Annotated in this window: 16 protein-coding genes; 10 read left to right on the top strand and 6 right to left on the bottom strand. The window is 46.2% G+C overall.

Annotation, left to right across the window (positions count from 1 at the left end; translation table 11 throughout):
- The first annotated feature begins 74 nt into the window (after positions 1-74).
- The 4 genes from BGP75_RS14765 (at position 75) to BGP75_RS14750 (ending at position 6,198) form a co-directional block, all read left to right on the top strand.
- Positions 75-551: a molybdenum cofactor biosynthesis protein MoaE gene (locus BGP75_RS14765; protein ID WP_198939365.1), complete on the top strand. Its 477-nt coding sequence runs from the start codon at positions 75-77 to the stop codon at positions 549-551.
- A gap of 241 nt (positions 552-792) precedes the next feature.
- On the top strand, positions 793-3,669 hold the full coding sequence (gene rapA, locus BGP75_RS14760) for an RNA polymerase-associated protein RapA (RefSeq protein ID WP_233152932.1): 2,877 nt from the start codon (positions 793-795) through the stop codon (positions 3,667-3,669).
- A 260-nt stretch (positions 3,670-3,929) separates the two neighbouring features.
- Positions 3,930-5,684 carry a bifunctional diguanylate cyclase/phosphodiesterase gene (locus tag BGP75_RS14755; RefSeq protein WP_076719578.1) on the top strand — a complete coding sequence of 585 codons (1,755 nt, stop codon included), beginning with the start codon at positions 3,930-3,932 and terminating at the stop codon, positions 5,682-5,684.
- A gap of 100 nt (positions 5,685-5,784) precedes the next feature.
- A complete protein-coding gene (locus BGP75_RS14750) occupies positions 5,785-6,198 on the top strand; it encodes a CopD family protein (RefSeq protein WP_076719577.1) in 414 nt (137 codons plus the stop codon).
- Between the two features lie 56 nt (positions 6,199-6,254).
- Here BGP75_RS14750 and BGP75_RS14745 read toward each other — a convergent pair whose 3' ends face one another.
- Both BGP75_RS14745 and BGP75_RS14740 read right to left on the bottom strand, forming a co-directional pair.
- Positions 6,255-6,950, bottom strand: a complete 696-nt coding sequence (locus BGP75_RS14745) for a response regulator (RefSeq protein ID WP_076719576.1) — start codon at positions 6,948-6,950, stop codon at positions 6,255-6,257.
- A 100-nt stretch (positions 6,951-7,050) separates the two neighbouring features.
- Complete coding sequence (locus BGP75_RS14740; RefSeq protein WP_233152931.1) at positions 7,051-8,652, bottom strand: sensor histidine kinase; 1,602 nt, start codon at positions 8,650-8,652, stop codon at positions 7,051-7,053.
- Between the two features lie 276 nt (positions 8,653-8,928).
- Between BGP75_RS14740 and BGP75_RS14735 the strand changes: the two genes are divergently transcribed.
- The 5 genes from BGP75_RS14735 to BGP75_RS14710 all read left to right on the top strand — a co-directional run bounded on the left by BGP75_RS14735 (position 8,929) and on the right by BGP75_RS14710 (position 13,754).
- A complete protein-coding gene (locus BGP75_RS14735) occupies positions 8,929-9,942 on the top strand; it encodes a tripartite tricarboxylate transporter substrate binding protein (RefSeq protein WP_076719574.1) in 1,014 nt (337 codons plus the stop codon).
- 103 nt (positions 9,943-10,045) lie between these two features.
- The gene (locus BGP75_RS14730) at positions 10,046-10,504 is read left to right on the top strand and encodes a tripartite tricarboxylate transporter TctB family protein (RefSeq protein WP_076719573.1); all 459 of its coding nucleotides are present in this window, start codon (positions 10,046-10,048) and stop codon (positions 10,502-10,504) included.
- 18 nt (positions 10,505-10,522) lie between these two features.
- Entirely contained in the window at positions 10,523-12,070 is a 1,548-nt protein-coding gene (locus BGP75_RS14725) for a tripartite tricarboxylate transporter permease (protein ID WP_076719572.1), read from the top strand.
- 477 nt (positions 12,071-12,547) lie between these two features.
- On the top strand, positions 12,548-13,174 hold the full coding sequence (can, locus tag BGP75_RS14720) for a carbonate dehydratase (RefSeq protein WP_076719571.1): 627 nt from the start codon (positions 12,548-12,550) through the stop codon (positions 13,172-13,174).
- Positions 13,175-13,523: 349 nt separating this feature from the next.
- Positions 13,524-13,754: a DUF1289 domain-containing protein gene (locus BGP75_RS14710; RefSeq protein ID WP_076719569.1), complete on the top strand. Its 231-nt coding sequence runs from the start codon at positions 13,524-13,526 to the stop codon at positions 13,752-13,754.
- Between the two features lie 121 nt (positions 13,755-13,875).
- Here the strand turns inward: BGP75_RS14710 and BGP75_RS14705 are convergent, their stop codons facing one another.
- From BGP75_RS14705 to BGP75_RS14690, 4 genes are all read right to left on the bottom strand, one after another.
- Positions 13,876-15,063, bottom strand: coding sequence for an MFS transporter (locus BGP75_RS14705; protein WP_076719568.1), 1,188 nt, complete (start codon positions 15,061-15,063; stop codon positions 13,876-13,878).
- A complete protein-coding gene (locus tag BGP75_RS14700; RefSeq protein WP_076719567.1) occupies positions 15,060-16,031 on the bottom strand; it encodes a GlxA family transcriptional regulator in 972 nt (323 codons plus the stop codon). The genes BGP75_RS14705 and BGP75_RS14700 overlap by 4 nt, the downstream gene beginning before the upstream one ends.
- Before the next feature lie 39 nt (positions 16,032-16,070).
- Positions 16,071-16,379, bottom strand: a complete 309-nt coding sequence (locus BGP75_RS14695; protein ID WP_076719566.1) for a DUF1272 domain-containing protein — start codon at positions 16,377-16,379, stop codon at positions 16,071-16,073.
- A 97-nt stretch (positions 16,380-16,476) separates the two neighbouring features.
- On the bottom strand, positions 16,477-17,415 hold the full coding sequence (locus BGP75_RS14690) for a LysR substrate-binding domain-containing protein (RefSeq protein ID WP_076719565.1): 939 nt from the start codon (positions 17,413-17,415) through the stop codon (positions 16,477-16,479).
- A 102-nt stretch (positions 17,416-17,517) separates the two neighbouring features.
- On the opposite strand from BGP75_RS14690, the gene BGP75_RS14685 reads away from it, so the two are divergent.
- Entirely contained in the window at positions 17,518-17,739 is a 222-nt protein-coding gene (locus tag BGP75_RS14685; RefSeq protein ID WP_076719564.1) for a DUF1127 domain-containing protein, read from the top strand.
- Positions 17,740-17,793 lie beyond the last annotated feature (54 nt).

Genomic DNA, 17,793 nt, shown 5'->3' with positions numbered 1-17,793 from the left:
TCGGAGATACAAGACCATAGCAGCAATTGGTACAATCCTTCAGATTCGATATATGTTCAGAATGGAGTAATCTCGTGGCATCCACCTATATCCAAGTTCAAACCAGTGATTTCGACATCGGACATGAGACTGCTTTGATGCGAGACCCTGACGGTCGTGTAGGGGCTATAGCCACTTTTACCGGATTGGTTAGAGATCTACATGATGCCTCTTTACCCGGAGACGGATTACAGGAAATGTTTTTAGAGCACTATCCGGGAATGACTGAGAAAAGTCTGCAGCGAATAGTCGATCAGGCGCGAGAGCGCTGGGAACTGATTGATGTAAGGATTATTCATCGGGTCGGTTCATTACGACCTTGTGATCAAATCGTCTTTGTAGCCACGAGCAGCGCTCATCGGGTTGATTCATTTGCAGCGTGCCAGTTCATCATGGACTATTTGAAAAAAGATGCTCCGTTTTGGAAAAAAGAGAAGACCTCCAGGCAAGATCACTGGGTTGAACAGAAAGATACAGATCTCGAAGCGGCTGATAAATGGAAGGATAAATAGGGCAATAACATGTTAATCACCCCTGTCTGTAACTGGTCGGCACTGAGACCGGCTGAGTAATGAAAAATTTAGGCTTAGATTATTAAATTTATGCGTATCCATGCGCGTTGGGTCTGTGTTTTGGTGCATGTGTACATCGAAATTGATGACCCCCTGCGATTATAATTCCCGGCCCTTTGGGCCTTTCATCTATAGACACAGGCCGCCTGGGCGGCCCTTAAACGATAAAGAGACATATATTTTGATAACCCCCTTGTTTGTGCCAGGCCAGCGCTGGGTCAGCAATACAGAATCTGAACTAGGTTTGGGTATCGTTGCTGATATCGCTAATCGGCGTGTAACAATCAGTTTTCCAGCCGTGGGTGAAGAGCGGGTGTATGCAGCAAATAACGCCCCTTTAAGCCGGATTGAGTATGCTGTTGGAGAAGAAGTTCTGAGTGCTGATGGTCTGTCCATTGAAGTCAATGGTCGTGAAGAAATAAATGGTTACTACATTTACAGTGGTGTTTGTAGCGAAGGAAAGCAGCATCGAATAGAAGAAATTGATCTCGACAGCTTTGTTCATTTCAATAAGCCGCAAGACAGGTTGTTTGCTGGACAAATAGATAAAAATAGCCGTTTTCAACTCCGTGTTGATACCCTTAATTATATCCATCGACTGCAGCAATCCGAGGCCTATGGCCTACTGGGGCCTCGGGTACAGCTGTTACCCCATCAGTTTTACATTGCTCACCAGGTTTCCCGCCGTCATGCTCCCCGTGTTTTGCTGGCAGATGAAGTCGGGCTGGGGAAAACCATTGAAGCTGGGTTGATACTTCACCAGCATCTGGTGAGTGGTCGGGCTGAGAGAGTGCTGGTAGTGGTGCCGGACAGTTTGATTCACCAGTGGCTGGTCGAAATGCTACGCCGTTTTAATTTACATTTTTCCATCTTGGATGAAGATCGTTGTCAGGCATTGCTTGAAGCGGGTGAAGGAAATCCATTTGAAAGTGCTCAGCTGGTTCTGTGTACCCTGTCAATGATGACAGAGTCTGATCAGGCTCGGGAGTTTGCTTTGCAGGCTGACTGGGATCTTCTTGTTGTTGATGAAGCTCATCATCTGATCTGGAGCGATGAAGAAGTCAGTCCGGCGTATAAGTGTATTGAGGCTTTATCACGAGAGGTTCCCGGTGTTTTATTGTTGACGGCCACGCCAGAACAATTAGGTATTGAAAGTCACTTTGCTCGTTTACGTTTGCTGGACCCCGATCGATATTATGACCTTCAGCAGTTCCATGAAGAGGAGGCAAGTTACCGCCCCGTCAATCAGTTAGTGCAGTGCTTGTTGTCTCAGGACGCCGTTGATCAGTTTATTCGACAGCCGGCAGTTGCAGACCAGATTGAACTCTACTTGGGATCCGAAACGCTAAGAACCTTGCGATCACAGTTACTGTCTGCTGAGAGTGACAAAGAAGAACGTAAGGCTATCAATGATGTTATTTATGAGTTGCTGGATCGTCACGGTACTGGACGAGTGCTGTTCCGGAATACAAGAAGTGCTGTGGAAGGCTTTCCCGTACGTCGGTTAACGAGTTATGCGCTGCCGCAGACAGAAACTTACCCTGAACTTTTGCTTGATGCTGATCTTGAAGATCAGCTGCATCCCGAGCGTTTGTTTGGTGAGTCCTGGCTGGCTGTAGATGCACGCGTCAGCTGGTTAAGTGATTTTCTTACAGAAATGCGTGATGAGAAGGTTTTGGTAATCTGTGCTCAAGCGGGCACTGCCCGATCGCTGGAGGAACATCTTCGGCTTCGGGTTGGTTTGCGATCGGCCGTTTTTCATGAAGGGCTTAGCCTGGTGGCTCGTGACCGGGCTGCGGCTTACTTTGCAGAGCGGGAGCAAGGTGCTCAGGTGTTGATCTGTTCGGAGATAGGCAGTGAGGGCCGCAACTTTCAGTTTTCTCATGATCTGGTGTTGTTTGATTTACCGCTGAATCCTGATCTGCTGGAGCAGCGTATTGGTCGTCTTGATCGTATAGGGCAGCAACGGGATATCAATATCCATGTGCCCTATTACCGTGACAGTGCTCAGGATGGATTGATGCGTTGGCACCATGAAGGGCTTAACGCCTTTTTAACTCCCAGCCCAGCGGGGCAGAGCCTTTATGAGGCCTTTGTTGACCGGTTGGTTGAATGTCTGAGTCGACAGAATGATCCAGCCGGGCTTGAACAACTGATAAAAGATACCCGGCAATTGAATGATGCTGCGCTGGAGACTATGAGTCAGGGACGCGACCGCTTACTGGAACTTAACTCCTGTAAGCAGGATGAAGCGGAAGTTATTCTGGATCAATTAACCGAAGCCTCTAACTTTCGCGAACTTTCCAACTATATGGAGCGTGTTTTTGATCAATTTGGTGTCGAGCAGCAGCACCACAGTACCAATGCCATCGTGCTAACTCCTGGTGATCATATGCACATGCATAGCTTCCCGGGATTATCGGAAGATGGCGCAACCGCTACTTATTCCAGAACACTTGCGTTACACCGAGAAGATATGCAATTTTTGACCTGGGAACACCCTATGGTCAGTGGCGCGATGGAAATGATAGCGGAAGGGGAGTTTGGTAATACAGCTCTGTGCACCATTAAATTGCCACCGATAAAGCCTGGGACTTTAATGTTGGAAGCGATATTCTCCATACACTGCCCGGCGCCGAAAAAACTGCAATTGCAGCGCTATTTACCGCATGCCAGTATTCGGGTATTAGTTGATGTAGAAGGGAATGATTTATCGGCTGTATTGGCAGATCACCATGTTAATCAACTGGCTAAACGAGTAGCGAAGGGCACAGCCCCCAATATTGTCCGACTTGCCAGAGATCAGATCGGAGACATGATTTCAAGGGCTGATGCAATAGCGTCCGGGCAACAGCCGTTGATCGTTGATGAGGCTATTGCCAATATGTCTGAAGTACTGGGGGCTGAAATGGCAAGGCTAAAAGCGCTTTCAGAGGTGAACCCGAATATCAGGGAAGAGGAGGTAAAATACCTGGAAGATCTAACTGTTAGTTTGGCTGAGTATCTTGAAGGGGCTCAAGTTCAGCTTGATGCTATTCGTGTGATCCTGGCTACCTGAACTAAGACGTAGATAAATGCCCCCTGATATTTTTACAGACAGGATTCTTCTGTTTATAAAAAGTACAGCGTTTCTTATGAAAGAGACTGTATGTCAGAGGGCATAACCTTAGTGTTGCTTTTATCTGTAGCGATCGTTGGATAACGTTCAAAAATGATAGAGCTGACTTTATCGTCTAGTATTAATCTTGGTTGTCATCGCACATCAGTTTTACAGGAAGGATGATTGCTCTGCAGTCACGTTAGATAGGGAGCTGCGATTTGTATAAAGTTAATAGCAACAAATCCAAGTCATCATCTAAACAGCGTTACGGGGCTGATAGCTCCAGCTCCATTGAGGAGTCGCTGGAAGTTTACCGCTCAATACTTCAGCACGTTCAGGATTTTGTATCCTTTGTTGATCTTGAGTATCGCTATCTTGCTGTCAGTAAGGGGTACGTTGATCTATTCGAAATGCCGGAGTCTCAAATAGTTGGTTTGCATGTATGGGATTTGCATGGTCTTGATCGATTCGAAAAATCTTTGAAACCTCGGTTGGATAAAACACTTAAAGACGGGACGGTTGGGCAGTTTCACGCTGAGGTTGTGTCACCGCGAGGAGAGAAACGAATCGTACAGTCAACCTTTGTTCCATATCGTGAGAGCACCGGTCGAATATCCGGAGTTGTTGTTAATGCCAGGGACGTCAGTTGTACCTACAAAGCAGAACAGGCAGTAAAGAAAGAAATGGAACTTTCTCAGTTGATTATCGATAGCACGCCGGATTTCGTCTTTTTTAAGGATACTGATGGTGTTTATCAACGCTGTAACACTGCTTTCCAGCAATTTGTTTCCCTTCCTGAAAAGGACATCATCGGTAAGAAAGACTCTGATTTGATGTCTGTAGAGTCGGCAAATCACATTAGAGAAAAGGATTTACAGGTCTTTACCACCAATAAAGTTTGCCAGAATGAAGAGTGGGTTACCTATAACAACAGTCGACGACGTCTGTTATCAATGACCAAGGTTCCTGTAACTGATGAAAACCAGCAACTGACAGGCTTGCTGGGTATTGGTCGCGACATTACGCAGGAGCGAGAAGGTGAGCGAAACAGAATGCAGGCAGCTTTGCTTTTTCAGGTCACTTCAGACCCTTGCCTTATTTTGACTCCAGATGCGATTATCAGTGATGCCAATCCTGCAACCTACCGAACATTTGGTTATGAAGCCAACAGCATGATCGGTCTTCCTGCGGATTATTTGTTGCACCACTCCCCAGAAGAAATACCACTTCGTACCGTCTTATCTTTACGTACCTGGAAAGGTGAAATGATTGGTGTCCACCGAACAGGCGAATCCAGACCCTACCTATTAACACTTAATACTGTTCCTACGATGGATAACGAGTCAGTGGGATTCCCGGAAGATCCTGACACCCTGGCAGGTAAAGAAATAGACAGGCATATAATCACTCTGTTGGATCTGGGTGAGATCGGTAGTTACGGCAAAGCGCTGAGTCTTAAAGCCTACCATGATCCACTGACAGGCCTTCCTAATCGATTGCTGTTAACCAGTCGACTGGAACATGCGTTGGCGCAGGCGAAGAGAAATGATGACTATGTAGCCGTGCTCTTTATTGATATTGATGGTTTTAAGCCGATCAATGATCGTTTTGGGCACGATGCTGGTGATCAGGTGTTAGTCGAAGTGTGTCAGCGGCTAAAACAACCTCTCAGGAAGAGTGATACACTGGCCCGGTTAGGAGGAGACGAATTTATTATTGTTCTTGAACATCTGGAGCGTATTGATGTAGTCGATAGGGTTTCTCAGAAGCTGCTGAGAGCCGTCAGAGAGGGAGTCTTTAAAGCGGGTGGTGGGGTTGTAGACATCACAATTAGCATGGGGATATCGATATTTCCCCTGCATGCTGTTACGGCCTCTGAGCTGATTAAAAAAGCAGACCTGGCGATGTATTTGGCCAAGGATCGTGGTGCTAATCAAGCTTGCTTTTTTCATAACAAACTGGCGTCGTCTTGAAGACCTGACATTTCTTATAAGTTGCTGAAATGAGATTGAACTTTCGGCACCGCCGTTTACACTGTACCAGCTTACGTAATAGCCTTTGGATAGCGATAAGATGCTTTGGTACAAGACTTTTCATATTTTGGCAATGACCAGCTGGATGGCTGGCATATTTTATCTTCCTAGAATATTCGTTCACTACGTAGAAGGTCGTGCGGCAGGTCAGGACGTGAGTCGTTTGGAAATCATGGCCCGTAAGCTGTATGGATTTATGACGATCATGGCAGTGTTTACTCTGGGGCTGGGTATCTGGTTGTGGCTGGGGTATGGTTTCTCAGGGGGCTGGTTACACGCAAAGTTATTATTTGTGGTCCTTCTGATCATTTTTCATGGTAGTTGTCGTTTTTTTCTCAAGCAGATGCAAAGTCATACATTGAATAAGAGTGGCAGATATTTTCGCCTGTACAACGAATTGCCGTTGCTGATTTTCGTACCAATACTGGTGTTTGTCGTTGTAAAACCTTTTTGAGTAAAAGTTTTTGAATAAATCCACACCGTTAGCCAGAAGACGATCAGAGCGCTTACTCATTTAGCCAGACAATAGCGTCGTTCTGGTCGGCCTACCGAGCCATAACTGATATCTGCCTGCAAGGTACCAGTGCTTACCAGATACTCCAGATAACGCCGAGCAGTGGTTCGACTGGCGCCTATATGTCCGCCAACTTCTTCGGCGTTCATAAAATTTTCTTCATCAAATACGTCTTGCACTTTTTTCAGCGTAAGGCCATCAATCCCCTTTGGCAGTGTTACAGGAGTGGGGATGGTTTTAACTGGGACTGAGCTTTGTCCTCTTGGCAACAGCGTATCTACATCTGTTTGTGCCAATGATTCCAGTTCTTTCAGTTTTTCCAAGTGCCGTAAGTAGTTAGTTAAAGACTCTTGTAAACGTTCGAATACCAAGGGCTTGAGAATGTAATCGAAAACCCCACCATGCAACGCTTCCTTCAGCGTCGATACTTCTTTGGCAGCGGTAATTAATATGACATCGGTTTTATGGTTCTCTATCCGTAATGTCCGTAACAAATCCAGTCCGGTTCCGGCTGGAAAGTAGATATCCAACAGCAGCAGTTCCGGTTGAATGACTTCAATTAAGTCCTTAGCCTCTTCGAGCCCGTGGGCGATACCTACCAGTTCGAATCCGGGGATTCGCTCGACAAATCGTTTTTGAATTTCAGCGATTTGTGGATCATCTTCCGCGATTACAATCTTTATTGTATTCATTTTATTATTATGGTCTCGATAGCTGGTCTGCGTTGAATATTGATTAATGCTAAGGCTTAGTCGCCTGTAAAAACGGCGTGTCTGAGCAAAACATGGGTTATCACGCTGATTGAACTCCTGAGCTGGGTTGCTGTGCCTGTACGCTGGGAGTGGGTATCTTAGGTATATAGATTATAAAACGACTGCCACCCGTATCTGCCGGTTCAATGCAGATGCTGCCACTGAGACCAGTGATCAAGCTCTGTACCAGGTGTAGCCCGTAGCCGTGACCGTCTTCATTTTTACTGGTAAATCCCTTTTCAAAAATATGCTGCTTCTGTTCTTCTGGGATGCCTGCTCCCTGGTCCTCTACATCAAAAATGAGATCATTGCCTATGTCGGTCATTGAAAGAACAACCTGGCCTCCTGCTCCGTGGTTTCGATAAGTGGCTTCCAGTGCATTGTCCAGAACGTTTCCAAGAATGCTCATCAATTGCTCTCGTGGCAGTTGGTCCGGTAGATCCGTCATGTGACTCTCCGGGTCTATCTTTAAGTGCAGCCCCAGTTCACGAGCACGGTTATATTTACCTAGCAAACAACCGGCAAGGACCGGATCAGGGACCGCTTTCAGCAGCAGTTGAATCAATGCCTGGTGGTCTACAGTTTCCTGACCAATGACCTGAAGCGCCTTATCAGTCGCACCAATTTGAATCAGTCCGGCGATAGTATGCAGCTTGTTGGAATATTCGTGAGACTGGCTTCTCAGTGTTTCAGCGTATTGCTGTATTCGGGTCAGCTTGCGACTGACCATATCGAGTTCGTCCTTGCGACGAAAACTTGATACAACACCGGTAACTTCGCCGTTCTCTCCTCTAATCGGTAATCTGTTAACGATTAGACTATGATTTTTCAGGTGAAATTCCTGGTCGAATTGTGGTTCTCCGGTCGCTAGTACATCCAGCATTTCGCTCTCAGGGAGTATTTCCTGAATAGGGCGTCCGGAAAGCGGGGCAGCAGGATCAAGATCCAGGGTTTTGATCGCTGTTTTGTTAAACGTTGCTATGTGGCCACTCTTGTCAATGGAGATGATGCCCTCGCGTACTGTCTGTAAGGTGACATTTCGCTCTTCAAACATCCTGGCAATTTCTTCAGGCTCAAGGCCAAAAATAGCTTTTTTGAAATGCCTTGCAAACAAAATTGCTATAAAAACACTGACCACAAAGGCGATACCGATCACCAGAAAGATCGTCATCCGGTATTTATCGATAATGGTTTGGACACGGTTGAGCAGGTAACCAACGGAAACCACCCCGATAATCTGTTCGCCTACCTGATCGTAGATGGGAGCTTTTCCACGCATAGACATGCCCAGGCTACCCTCTGCCTTAGAGATAAAACCTCGACCCTGAATCAATGCCCGGTCATTGCTTTCGTTGTCATCATCGTGCATCGACTTTCCGATCTTTGCTGCAGTCGGGTGGGCCAGTCGGATGCCGTTGCGGTCTCCGATGACGATAAAGCGTGCATCTGTTTGTTCAGCCAGATTCAAGGAAAGAGGGATTAGAAAGGCGGTGTCTTTTTGCTGTACAGCTTGGACAACCTCCGGCATGGCAGCGATAGTCTTAGCTACATGTAGTGCACGCTGGCCAATCTGTTCTTCTAGCGAAGTGCTTATGTAATGAACGGCAAAAACGCCGATAAATCCCGTTTGAAGTAGTGCCATCAGCCCCAGTATCAAAATCATTCGGGTTTTTAATCTGAATGTGCTGAGCTTTAAACGGTTCAAAAGGCAGGCCATGTTAGAGAGCTTTATATATTGTTATTAGTATAGTTTGACTTAGATGTTAATCCATCAGGCTGTCAATGGCCCGTAAACTTTATGAACAAAATGTATTTTAAAGACTAAAAAGTCATTAATTTCAGAAACTTCTAACCGTTTTTCTGAAGAGCTACTCTGAGGAGGAACCAAAACAAAACAATAACGATGAGGTTAATAACCATGCTCTTAACTAAAGAGTTCTCCAAGGCATTGTCCAAGAAGTTTGATGGAAAGCGTACAGGCATTCTGGCCGGAGCAATGGCGGCTTGTTTAACTGCGGGTATGGCAATGAATGCTCATGCAGTCGATGAAGTCCATTTTTTGATTCCTGGTGGCGCTGGTGGAGGCTGGGATGGAACCGCTAGAGGTACAGGGGAAGCACTGTCCAAGGCCGGACTCATTGACACTGTCTCTTATGAGAATATGTCCGGTGGTGGTGGCGGAAAAGCAATCGCACATCTGATTGAAGCCGCTGAGCAATCCAAAAACACTCTGATGGTTAATTCCACACCGATTGTCATTCGATCGTTGAAAAAGGTATTTCCGCAGTCTTTCCGCGATTTAACACCGATTGCCGCCACGATTGGCGACTATGCAGCATTTGTTGTTTATACCGATTCCAAGTATCAAAGCTTTAATCAACTGGTAGAAGATTTCAATAAGAACTCACGTAAAGTAAAGGTGGCAGGTGGCTCTTCACGGGGCGGTATGGATCACTTGGTTGCAGCCATGGCATTTAAAGCCGGTGGAGGAGATCCTAAAAAAGTCCGCTATGTACCCTATGATGCGGGTGGTAAGGCAATGGCTGGTCTGCTGAGTGGAGAAGTTCAAGTGCTATCTACCGGGTTTAGTGAAGCACTGGAGATGGCTAAAGCTGGACAGGTACGAATACTTGCAGTGACATCTGATGAACGGGTTCCTGTTGCGAAAGATGTACCGACGCTAAAAGAACTTGGCTACGATGTTGCCTTTGTTAACTGGCGCGGTTTTTTTGGCGCTCCAGGGCTGTCTGACCAAATGGCTGATGATTACGCCAATACGCTCGAAAAAATGTATAGCACTGATGAATGGAGCACCGTCCGGGATCGCAATGGCTGGACTGAGATCTTCAAGCCTCGTGAACAGTTTGTCTCCTTCCTTGAGCAGCAGGAGCAAATTGTTGGTAACTTGATGAAAGAACTTGGTTTTCTATAACAGTTCTGAACGGTAGTACAATCAGGGGTGCTTAATTGTCTTAGGTGCCTCTCGATAATTTATTCGAAGATGGTGGAGGTCCTCTCCACCAGAGGATACTTCCATGATTTTAACCAAAGACCATATTGGCGGGCTGGTGTTTCTCGGTGTTTCCGTTGTCTATGGCTATCACGCTGGCCAGATACCATTGATCCCGGGGGATGAATTTGAGCCCTTTAACGCACGCTCACTGCCAACCATATTGGCATGGCTTTGTGGTTTATTCTCTTTAGCGCTGTTAGCCAGCGCCAAGCAGGATTCGAATAAACGGCTGCGTCTTCTTGGGTATGATTTTGAGCTGGTTGGCAAACTGCTGGTTTTGATGGTGCTGTTTGGACTGACTCTGGACTGGATCGGCTTCTTGCTGTCATCAATGCTATTTCTGATCGGTGGCTATTGGCTGTTAGGCGAGCGCCGTATTAAGACGCTGTTACTTGCGTCTGTACCCTTTGTGTTTATTTTTTGGCTGGTGCTGGTGCAGTTGCTGGATATTTATCTGGCACCCGGTCGGCTGTTTTCATGATAACCCGGAGATAACCTTATGTTAGACGGAATATTTACCGGGCTGTCCACTGCGGTTATGCCTTTTAACCTGATGATGGTCGTGGTGGGTTGCTTTGCTGGTACATTTATTGGAATGCTTCCCGGACTGGGTCCAATCTCTGCGGTAGCGTTAATGATACCAATCACTTACGGTCTCGATCCTTCCTCAGGAATTATTCTGATGGCCGGAGTCTATTATGGAGCCGTTTTCGGGGGCTCAACCTCTTCCATCCTGATCAATGCGCCTGGTTGCGCCAGCACAGTGGTAACCTCTTTTGATGGTTATCCTTTGGCCCAGCAGAAGCAAGCAGGTAAAGCGCTGGCTCTTGCTGCATATTCTTCGTTTACCGGAGGGACTGTCGGGGCGATTATTCTATTGTTTGCGGCACCGGCACTGGCTACGGTTTCGTTGAGCTTTCAGTCCAGTGACTATTTTGCGTTGATGGTCTTGGGACTGACAGCTGTGGCAGCTTTCTCCGGTAAAGGGCAGGTCATAAAAGCGTTGATTATGACTGTGTTTGGATTGATGGTTGCTACAGTAGGCTCGGATGTGACATCAGGAACTCCTCGTTTTACCTTTGGTAGTATCAATCTTATTGACGGGATCAGCTTCCTGTTATTAGCCATGGCGACTTTTGCGCTAACGGAAGTGGTGATGACGGTTCTTAGGGGCAAACATAACGAAGAAGAACCGGATATGGACATGAGTGAACTTGGCTCTATGAAACTCAGTCGTGAAGAAATTAAAGAAATAGCTCCGACCGTAGCCCGCTCGTCTGTGTTTGGATTTATTGTTGGAGTGCTTCCTGGAGCAGGTGCCACTATCGCATCCTTTCTTGCTTATGGATTGGAGCGCAACCTCGCTTCAGCTAAGGAGAAACTGAAGTTTGGACGAGGTTCTCTACGGGGGCTGGCTGCTCCTGAATCAGCAAATAATGCCGCTTCTACAGGATCATTTGTGCCGTTGTTAACATTGGGTATTCCTGGCTCAGGAACAACAGCGATTATGCTGGGAGCACTTATTGCTTACGGGATACAGCCGGGACCACGCCTGTTTGTCGATAACCCTGATGTATTCTGGTCAGTTATTATTTCCATGTATTTTGGCAATATAGTGTTGCTGATCCTGAATCTTCCATTAATCCCCTATATTTCAAGATTACTGGTTATCCCTCGTCCTATCCTGATTCCGCTGATTTTGTTTTTCTCAATCATTGGCGTCTATCTGGTTTCCTTCAATACCTTCGATATTCACATGATGGTGATTATCACTGTTGTCGCTATCTTTCTGAAGTTGCTGGACTTCCCAATGGCACCGATGTTACTGGGATATATTCTTGGCGGCCTGATGGAAGATAACCTGAGTCGTTCTCTGACTATCTACGATGGATCATTAGCATTCATCTGGGAGCGTCCCTTGACACTGGGGATCTTCGTCGTCGCAATTGTTGTGATTCTGGTTCCTATGCTTGCTCAGCTGCGTAGTAGCAAGTCAGTTAAAGACCGGGATACGGCAGTATCAACTATTGGCGAGGGAGAGGGTTAGCGAGTTAGCTAATGCTGGCTAAACGCAACAGGTGCAAATATATCCGTTAGGGTTTCTGGTATGGAAGGTTACTTATATCCATACCAGCTTTTTCCCACTTCCGACCCTGCTGCAGTAAACCAAAGACAGGATCAATAGAGACGACTATAGCCCCAGTCCTGCATCAGTCGATAGAGCTGATCTGAAAGATTATGATTTGACTGGAAAAGATTGTGATTGCACTAAGGAACTCTGGACTGAAAATGATAAAGAAGAATGTTGTTTTGTTCTGTCCTGTAACTAGTGCCTGGACAAGGAGCCTGCCGTTCTGGATGGGCTGCGTTGATTCTGAATCTTTATCCTGCTCCCTATATCTGCTGCCAAAACAAGAGAAGTTAGAAATAGACATCAAAAGCAGTTGCGTTTTGTATGCCGGCTAGTAGAAAATCTCTTCTCAAATACGACTCTACTACTTTGTGACTAGGTGCCTGCATAACAATGGAAATCGACCAGAAACTGTTTAAGCGGAATCGTGAATGGGCGGAAAAAGTCAGAAAAGAAGATCCGGATTTCTTCAAACGCCTGTCGGGTCAACAAAAACCTGAATTTTTGTGGATTGGTTGCTCTGACAGTCGTGTTCCGGCAAACCAGATTGTGGCTTTAGAGCCCGGTGAGGTTTTTGTTCATCGGAACATCGCTAACGTTGTCGTGCATTCCGATTTAAATTGTATGTCGGTGATTCAGTACGCAGTAGAAGTACTGGAAGTGAAGCACATTATTGTCTGTGGCCATTATGGATGTGGCGGTGTTAGCGCTGCGCTGGGCAATCAACAATTTGGACTTATCGATAGCTGGCTACGTCACATAAAGGACGTATACCGCCTTCATCGCAACAAAATCGACAGCTGTAAAAGCGACAAGGAACGACAGAATCTGCTCTGTGAGCTGAATGTTATTGAACAGGTGGCTAATGTTAGTCATACGACCATTGTTCAAAATGCCTGGAAAAAGGGGCAGGAGCTGGCTATTCATGGATGGGTTTACGGAATTGACGATGGAATTCTTCATGACCTGTCGGTCTGTGTGAATAATCCCTATAAAATTGAGCCGATATTTAGAATGTAGTTGGAAGATTCTGTGAGTAAGGTTAATTGTCTGTACTGTGGTAATCGTATTTCTGATGATCTTGAGCAGTGTCCTAACTGCGGCAAAGCGTCCCATTTTAAAAAGCGGACGTCACTTTCGGTCAGACGGTTCATTACCTACTTTATCTTAATAACATTAATCTGTGGTTTTCTGGTCATTTGGTTTCCTCGATAGTCCCGTTCTTGGCTAAACTATTTACTACGGGAGCTGCTAAAGCGCGGGAGCTACTAATTAATTGCATCAGGTTCACGGTAGCCCCCTGGCAGGTTTATTCCATCTTTGCTGGATTTGTTAAGACATAAGGTGCGTCAAGCACCGGGAACCTTAGATGCCCAATAATTCTGAAGATATAGCCAGCCCTTGTGTGCGACATTGCTGTTTGGACGGTAACGATACCTGCCTGGGGTGCTTTCGTCAGTTGAGTGAAATTACCGGTTGGTATGAGGCTGATCGAAGTACACGATTGAAAATTCTTGAAAAAGCAGCTGAGCGGCGAAAAGCACATGAAGCGTTGTATTCAAGCTCTTATCTGCCTTCCAGAAGTGATGAGTCTTTTTAAGCCGAGACGGGGGACAATCGGCTGAAGTTCAGAGCTCAGTGGAGGGCTCTGAACTTCAGCATAAAGTAATGTCCTTCGGAATAAATCGTACCTGGTACTTTTACATATTTATGTCATTAACTTAACTTTTCGCGCTAACTTCCTGATTTACAGGTGATTGCTTTCGGCCATATGACTGGATTATCAGCATGCAGCCGACAACAATAGGGATCATCAGTAAGTTCATCTCCTGCCAGCCCCATGCTGCTTCCAGCCAACCTGATGCCAATGCCGCCACGCTGACTGTGCTGAATACCAGAAATTCGTTCATCGCTTGTGATTTGGCTTTTTCGGCTGCCGTATATGCTTGTGTGACAAGCTGAGTTGCGCTGATAAACAGGAAGTTCCAGCCAACACCTAATAGCACCAAGGCTATGAGAAAATGCAGATAACTTTGCCCTAGCAAATTGATGACTAAACAGAGTAAGGTAAGGACGCCTCCCAACTGCATCATCGGATGAATACCGAAGCGCTCAATGAGCCGACCGGTAAAAAAGGATGGAACAAACATCCCCAGTACATGCCACTCTATAACCACAGCGGCCTCGCCAAAATGAAATCCATGGTGGGTCATCGCCAACGGAGTTGCAGTCATGACCAGAACCATTACTCCGTATCCAACAATTCCCGCAATGACAGCAACAAAGAAAACGGGTTGTTTAAGAATGTCGAGCAACGGGCGAGCCTGCTGATTGCTTGGCGCTTCTGTGCTGTTGTTGATACGAATACGGCTCAGCAGGATCAAAGCTAAAACGTAAAGTCCCAGTAATCCGATAAACGCACCAATGAAAGGTTGTTCTGAAGACCAGTCTCGACTATAGATGGCCAGGTTAGGTCCCAGAACTGCTGCCAACACCCCGCCAGCCAAAGTCATGGAAATAGCTCTCGCCTTGTAGTCTGGGTGGCAGACTTCGACTGCGGCAAAGCGGTAAAGATTACCAAACCCTATGCCAACGCCCAGCAGTGTTGTTCCGAGACAGAACATTGTAAAGCTTTGATTGTACAGGCCGGTGATTGAGGCTAGTGCTCCCGCAATACCAACCAAGTTGCCAAGATAAAACCCACGCTTTCGTCCCACCTTTTGCATAATAAAAGATGCAGGAATGGTGGCACACATGAGGCCAATGAACTGAAGCGCGACAGGCAATGTGATTAAACTGCTTGATGGTGCCAGTTCTGTACCGATCAGGGCGTTTACTGAGACGAGAAGTATATTCCCACTGATGAGTAAGGCTTGGCAAAGCGCTAGAATTATTACATTTGCGTTCATACACTGGCTCCAGGATTTACGGTGTTCGCGAAACGTTCTCTATATTGACGTGGAGAGATTCCAAATTTACGAGTGAATGCCCGTCTTAATTGGTCAGCACTGCTGAAACCGCTCTGGACGGCTATTTGCTGAAAGCCGATATCCGATCGTTCCAGCTTTCCCCGTGCTTGTTCAAGACGTACTTCTTCTACAAATGCGGCAGGTGACTGCCCCAGCTTTTGCTTGAACAGACGTGATAGATGCCTGGGGCTTACTGATTGTCGCTCAGCCAAGGCTTCTGTTGTAAGGTCTGCTGTCGGATGATTCTGGATATAGTCGAGTAAGCCCCGTAACGATGAGCCATTGGTTTGTGCCTGTAACAGAGTGCTGAATTGAGACTGTCCTCCGGGTCTATGCACATACATAACCAGTTCTTGAGCAACTTTCATTGCCACAGAATGGCTATGATCTTCCGTTATCATGGATAACGCCAGATCAATACCTGCGGTCACACCAGCGGAGCTGTAAATTCCCTGGTCTCGAATAAACAGCGCGTTCTCTTCAACCTGTATCTTGGGATGCATTGTTGCCAGCTGTTTACAATATCGCCAATGTGTAACTGCTCGCAGACCCTCAAGAAGTCCCGTTGCGGCCAGCAAGAATGCACCGGTACAAACAGAACCCAAACGGCGACAGTGATCATTCTGAAGTTGAATTCTCCGAACCAGCAACTCGTTATTAAGTTGATCAAAGACGCCGGAACCGCCGGCTATCAGTAGGGTATCAACCGGCCTGAGAGCATTAAAGTTCTGGTCAACCTGCAAGGATATCCCAGAGTTTGTCTTGATCACCTCAGTGTCCGGTGCCGTAATAGTAATCTCATAGCCATTGCTGCCGAGAAACTGGTTTGCCGTTGCAAACGCCTGTAAAGGCCCGGTAACGTCCAGCACCTGGCAACCGGGATATGCAAGAACCGCAATCGTTTTCATGAATACTCCAGAGGGGCTTAATCTGGCCCAAAGGCCATATCAGCGATCCTGAGGTTTGATTTTTACTATAGGAGCTGAAAATTTCCGGTGATATTCAAGATTTACCGGTTTGTGTGTACGAGATTCAATCGCAGGGTGGTGGTGCAAATCATTCTGGTTATTCCAGTTACGGCTTGGTCGTATTGGCCGAAGCGTGAATCCGCCTCCACAGTTGGGGCAGACGTTACTGAGGTGTTTTTCCACGCAATTTCGACAAAAAGTACATTCAAAACTACAGATCATCGCAGTTGTAGCGTCTGGGGATAGATCTATATTGCAGTGCTCACAGTTTGGTCTTAATTCCAGCATATTTGGTTTTCCTACTTAAGAACTTCAGATACCGGGTAGTATGAAGGGCGCACTTGATGGCAACAATGACCTCTTTCAGTCAATTTGGGACATGGGGCTAAGTCATTAGAGAAAGTCCGTTGCCACGAAACTCAGACCAGTGTTGTCCAATTTCCTTCATTTCGTTGATCAGCCAGCGTTCAAAAAGTGCTACCTTTGGCCGTTGAAAGTGAGCGTCTGGTGCAACAAGGTAATATGAATAGCCCGATTGATAGTAAAAAGGAATAGGGCAGATTAGTTGACCGTGTTTGAGTAGTTCGTAGACAAGACTGTACCTTAGTAAAGAGATCCCCTGTTTGCACAAAATAGGTTCAACCAACATGGTTGAATCCGTTACGACCAGTCTTGAGACTGCCTTTTCTTTAGAAAGGTTTAGTTTCTTGAGAAACAGTTGCCAACCATTGTCTAAATCCTGACCTTCATCGAAGAGCAGTGGCATTGCTGCCAACTGAGGAATGACATCTGAATTCATGTCTACAACATCCGGATGACACACCGGTACCAGAAAATCATGTTGTAGAAACTGTGCCCGTAAACCAGGATAGTTCCCCTTACCGTAGCGAATGGCAATATCAATATTGCTTCCACTAAAGGTTTCGACGGTAATCGAAGGAGAGATATGAATGTTGATACTTGCATGCTCTGCTTGAAACTTTCCTAGCCTGGGAACTAGCCAGCGACTTGAAAATGAAGGAAGAGCAGTAATGATCAGAAGGTTTGGCTCCGGATCATCGCGCAGCCCTGCAACGCCTTCTTCAAACGCAGCAAAACCGCGAGTGACAAAAGGCAGTAGCTGCTTCCCTGCTGTGGTTAAAGCAACTTCCCTATTCAGACGTTCAAATAGCTTCACTCCCAGGTTCTGCTCTAAGGTTCTGATTTGTTGACTTACGGCTGCTTGAGTTACAAATAGCGATTCGGCTGCTGACTTAAAACTCAATGACTCTGCAGCGTAGCGAAAAACTCGAAGCGCATTTAGCGGAGGTAGTCTATCTGACATTTCGGTTAACTATATCTTAAGTGAAAGAAGTTATTATCGTTTGTCAGTATGGTGTAAATAATCAATGATTACTATGTCTAAAACAGTACTTGGAGAGAAAAAATGGCGACACAATGTATAGAATTAAGAGTCAGTACAACAAAAAGTAAAGCAGCCTGTGTTAAAAGCATACTCGATTCGGTTAAGAATAGCTTAGTTAAATGGAGACAGAACTATCGCAGTCGAGCTGATCTCGGAGAACTCAGTGATCATATGTTGAAAGATATAGGCATTACGCGATCTCAGGCACAGGATGAAGCTACGAAACCCTTCTGGAGGTCTTAGTTTGAGATACGCCTGTCAGTTGCATAACACCACCGAAGTGAGGGTTGTGCCCAA

This window comes from Motiliproteus sp. MSK22-1 (genome assembly GCF_001968815.1).
Taxonomy (GTDB): domain Bacteria; phylum Pseudomonadota; class Gammaproteobacteria; order Pseudomonadales; family Balneatricaceae; genus Motiliproteus.
This window is presented reverse-complemented; position numbering and strand designations above follow the sequence as displayed.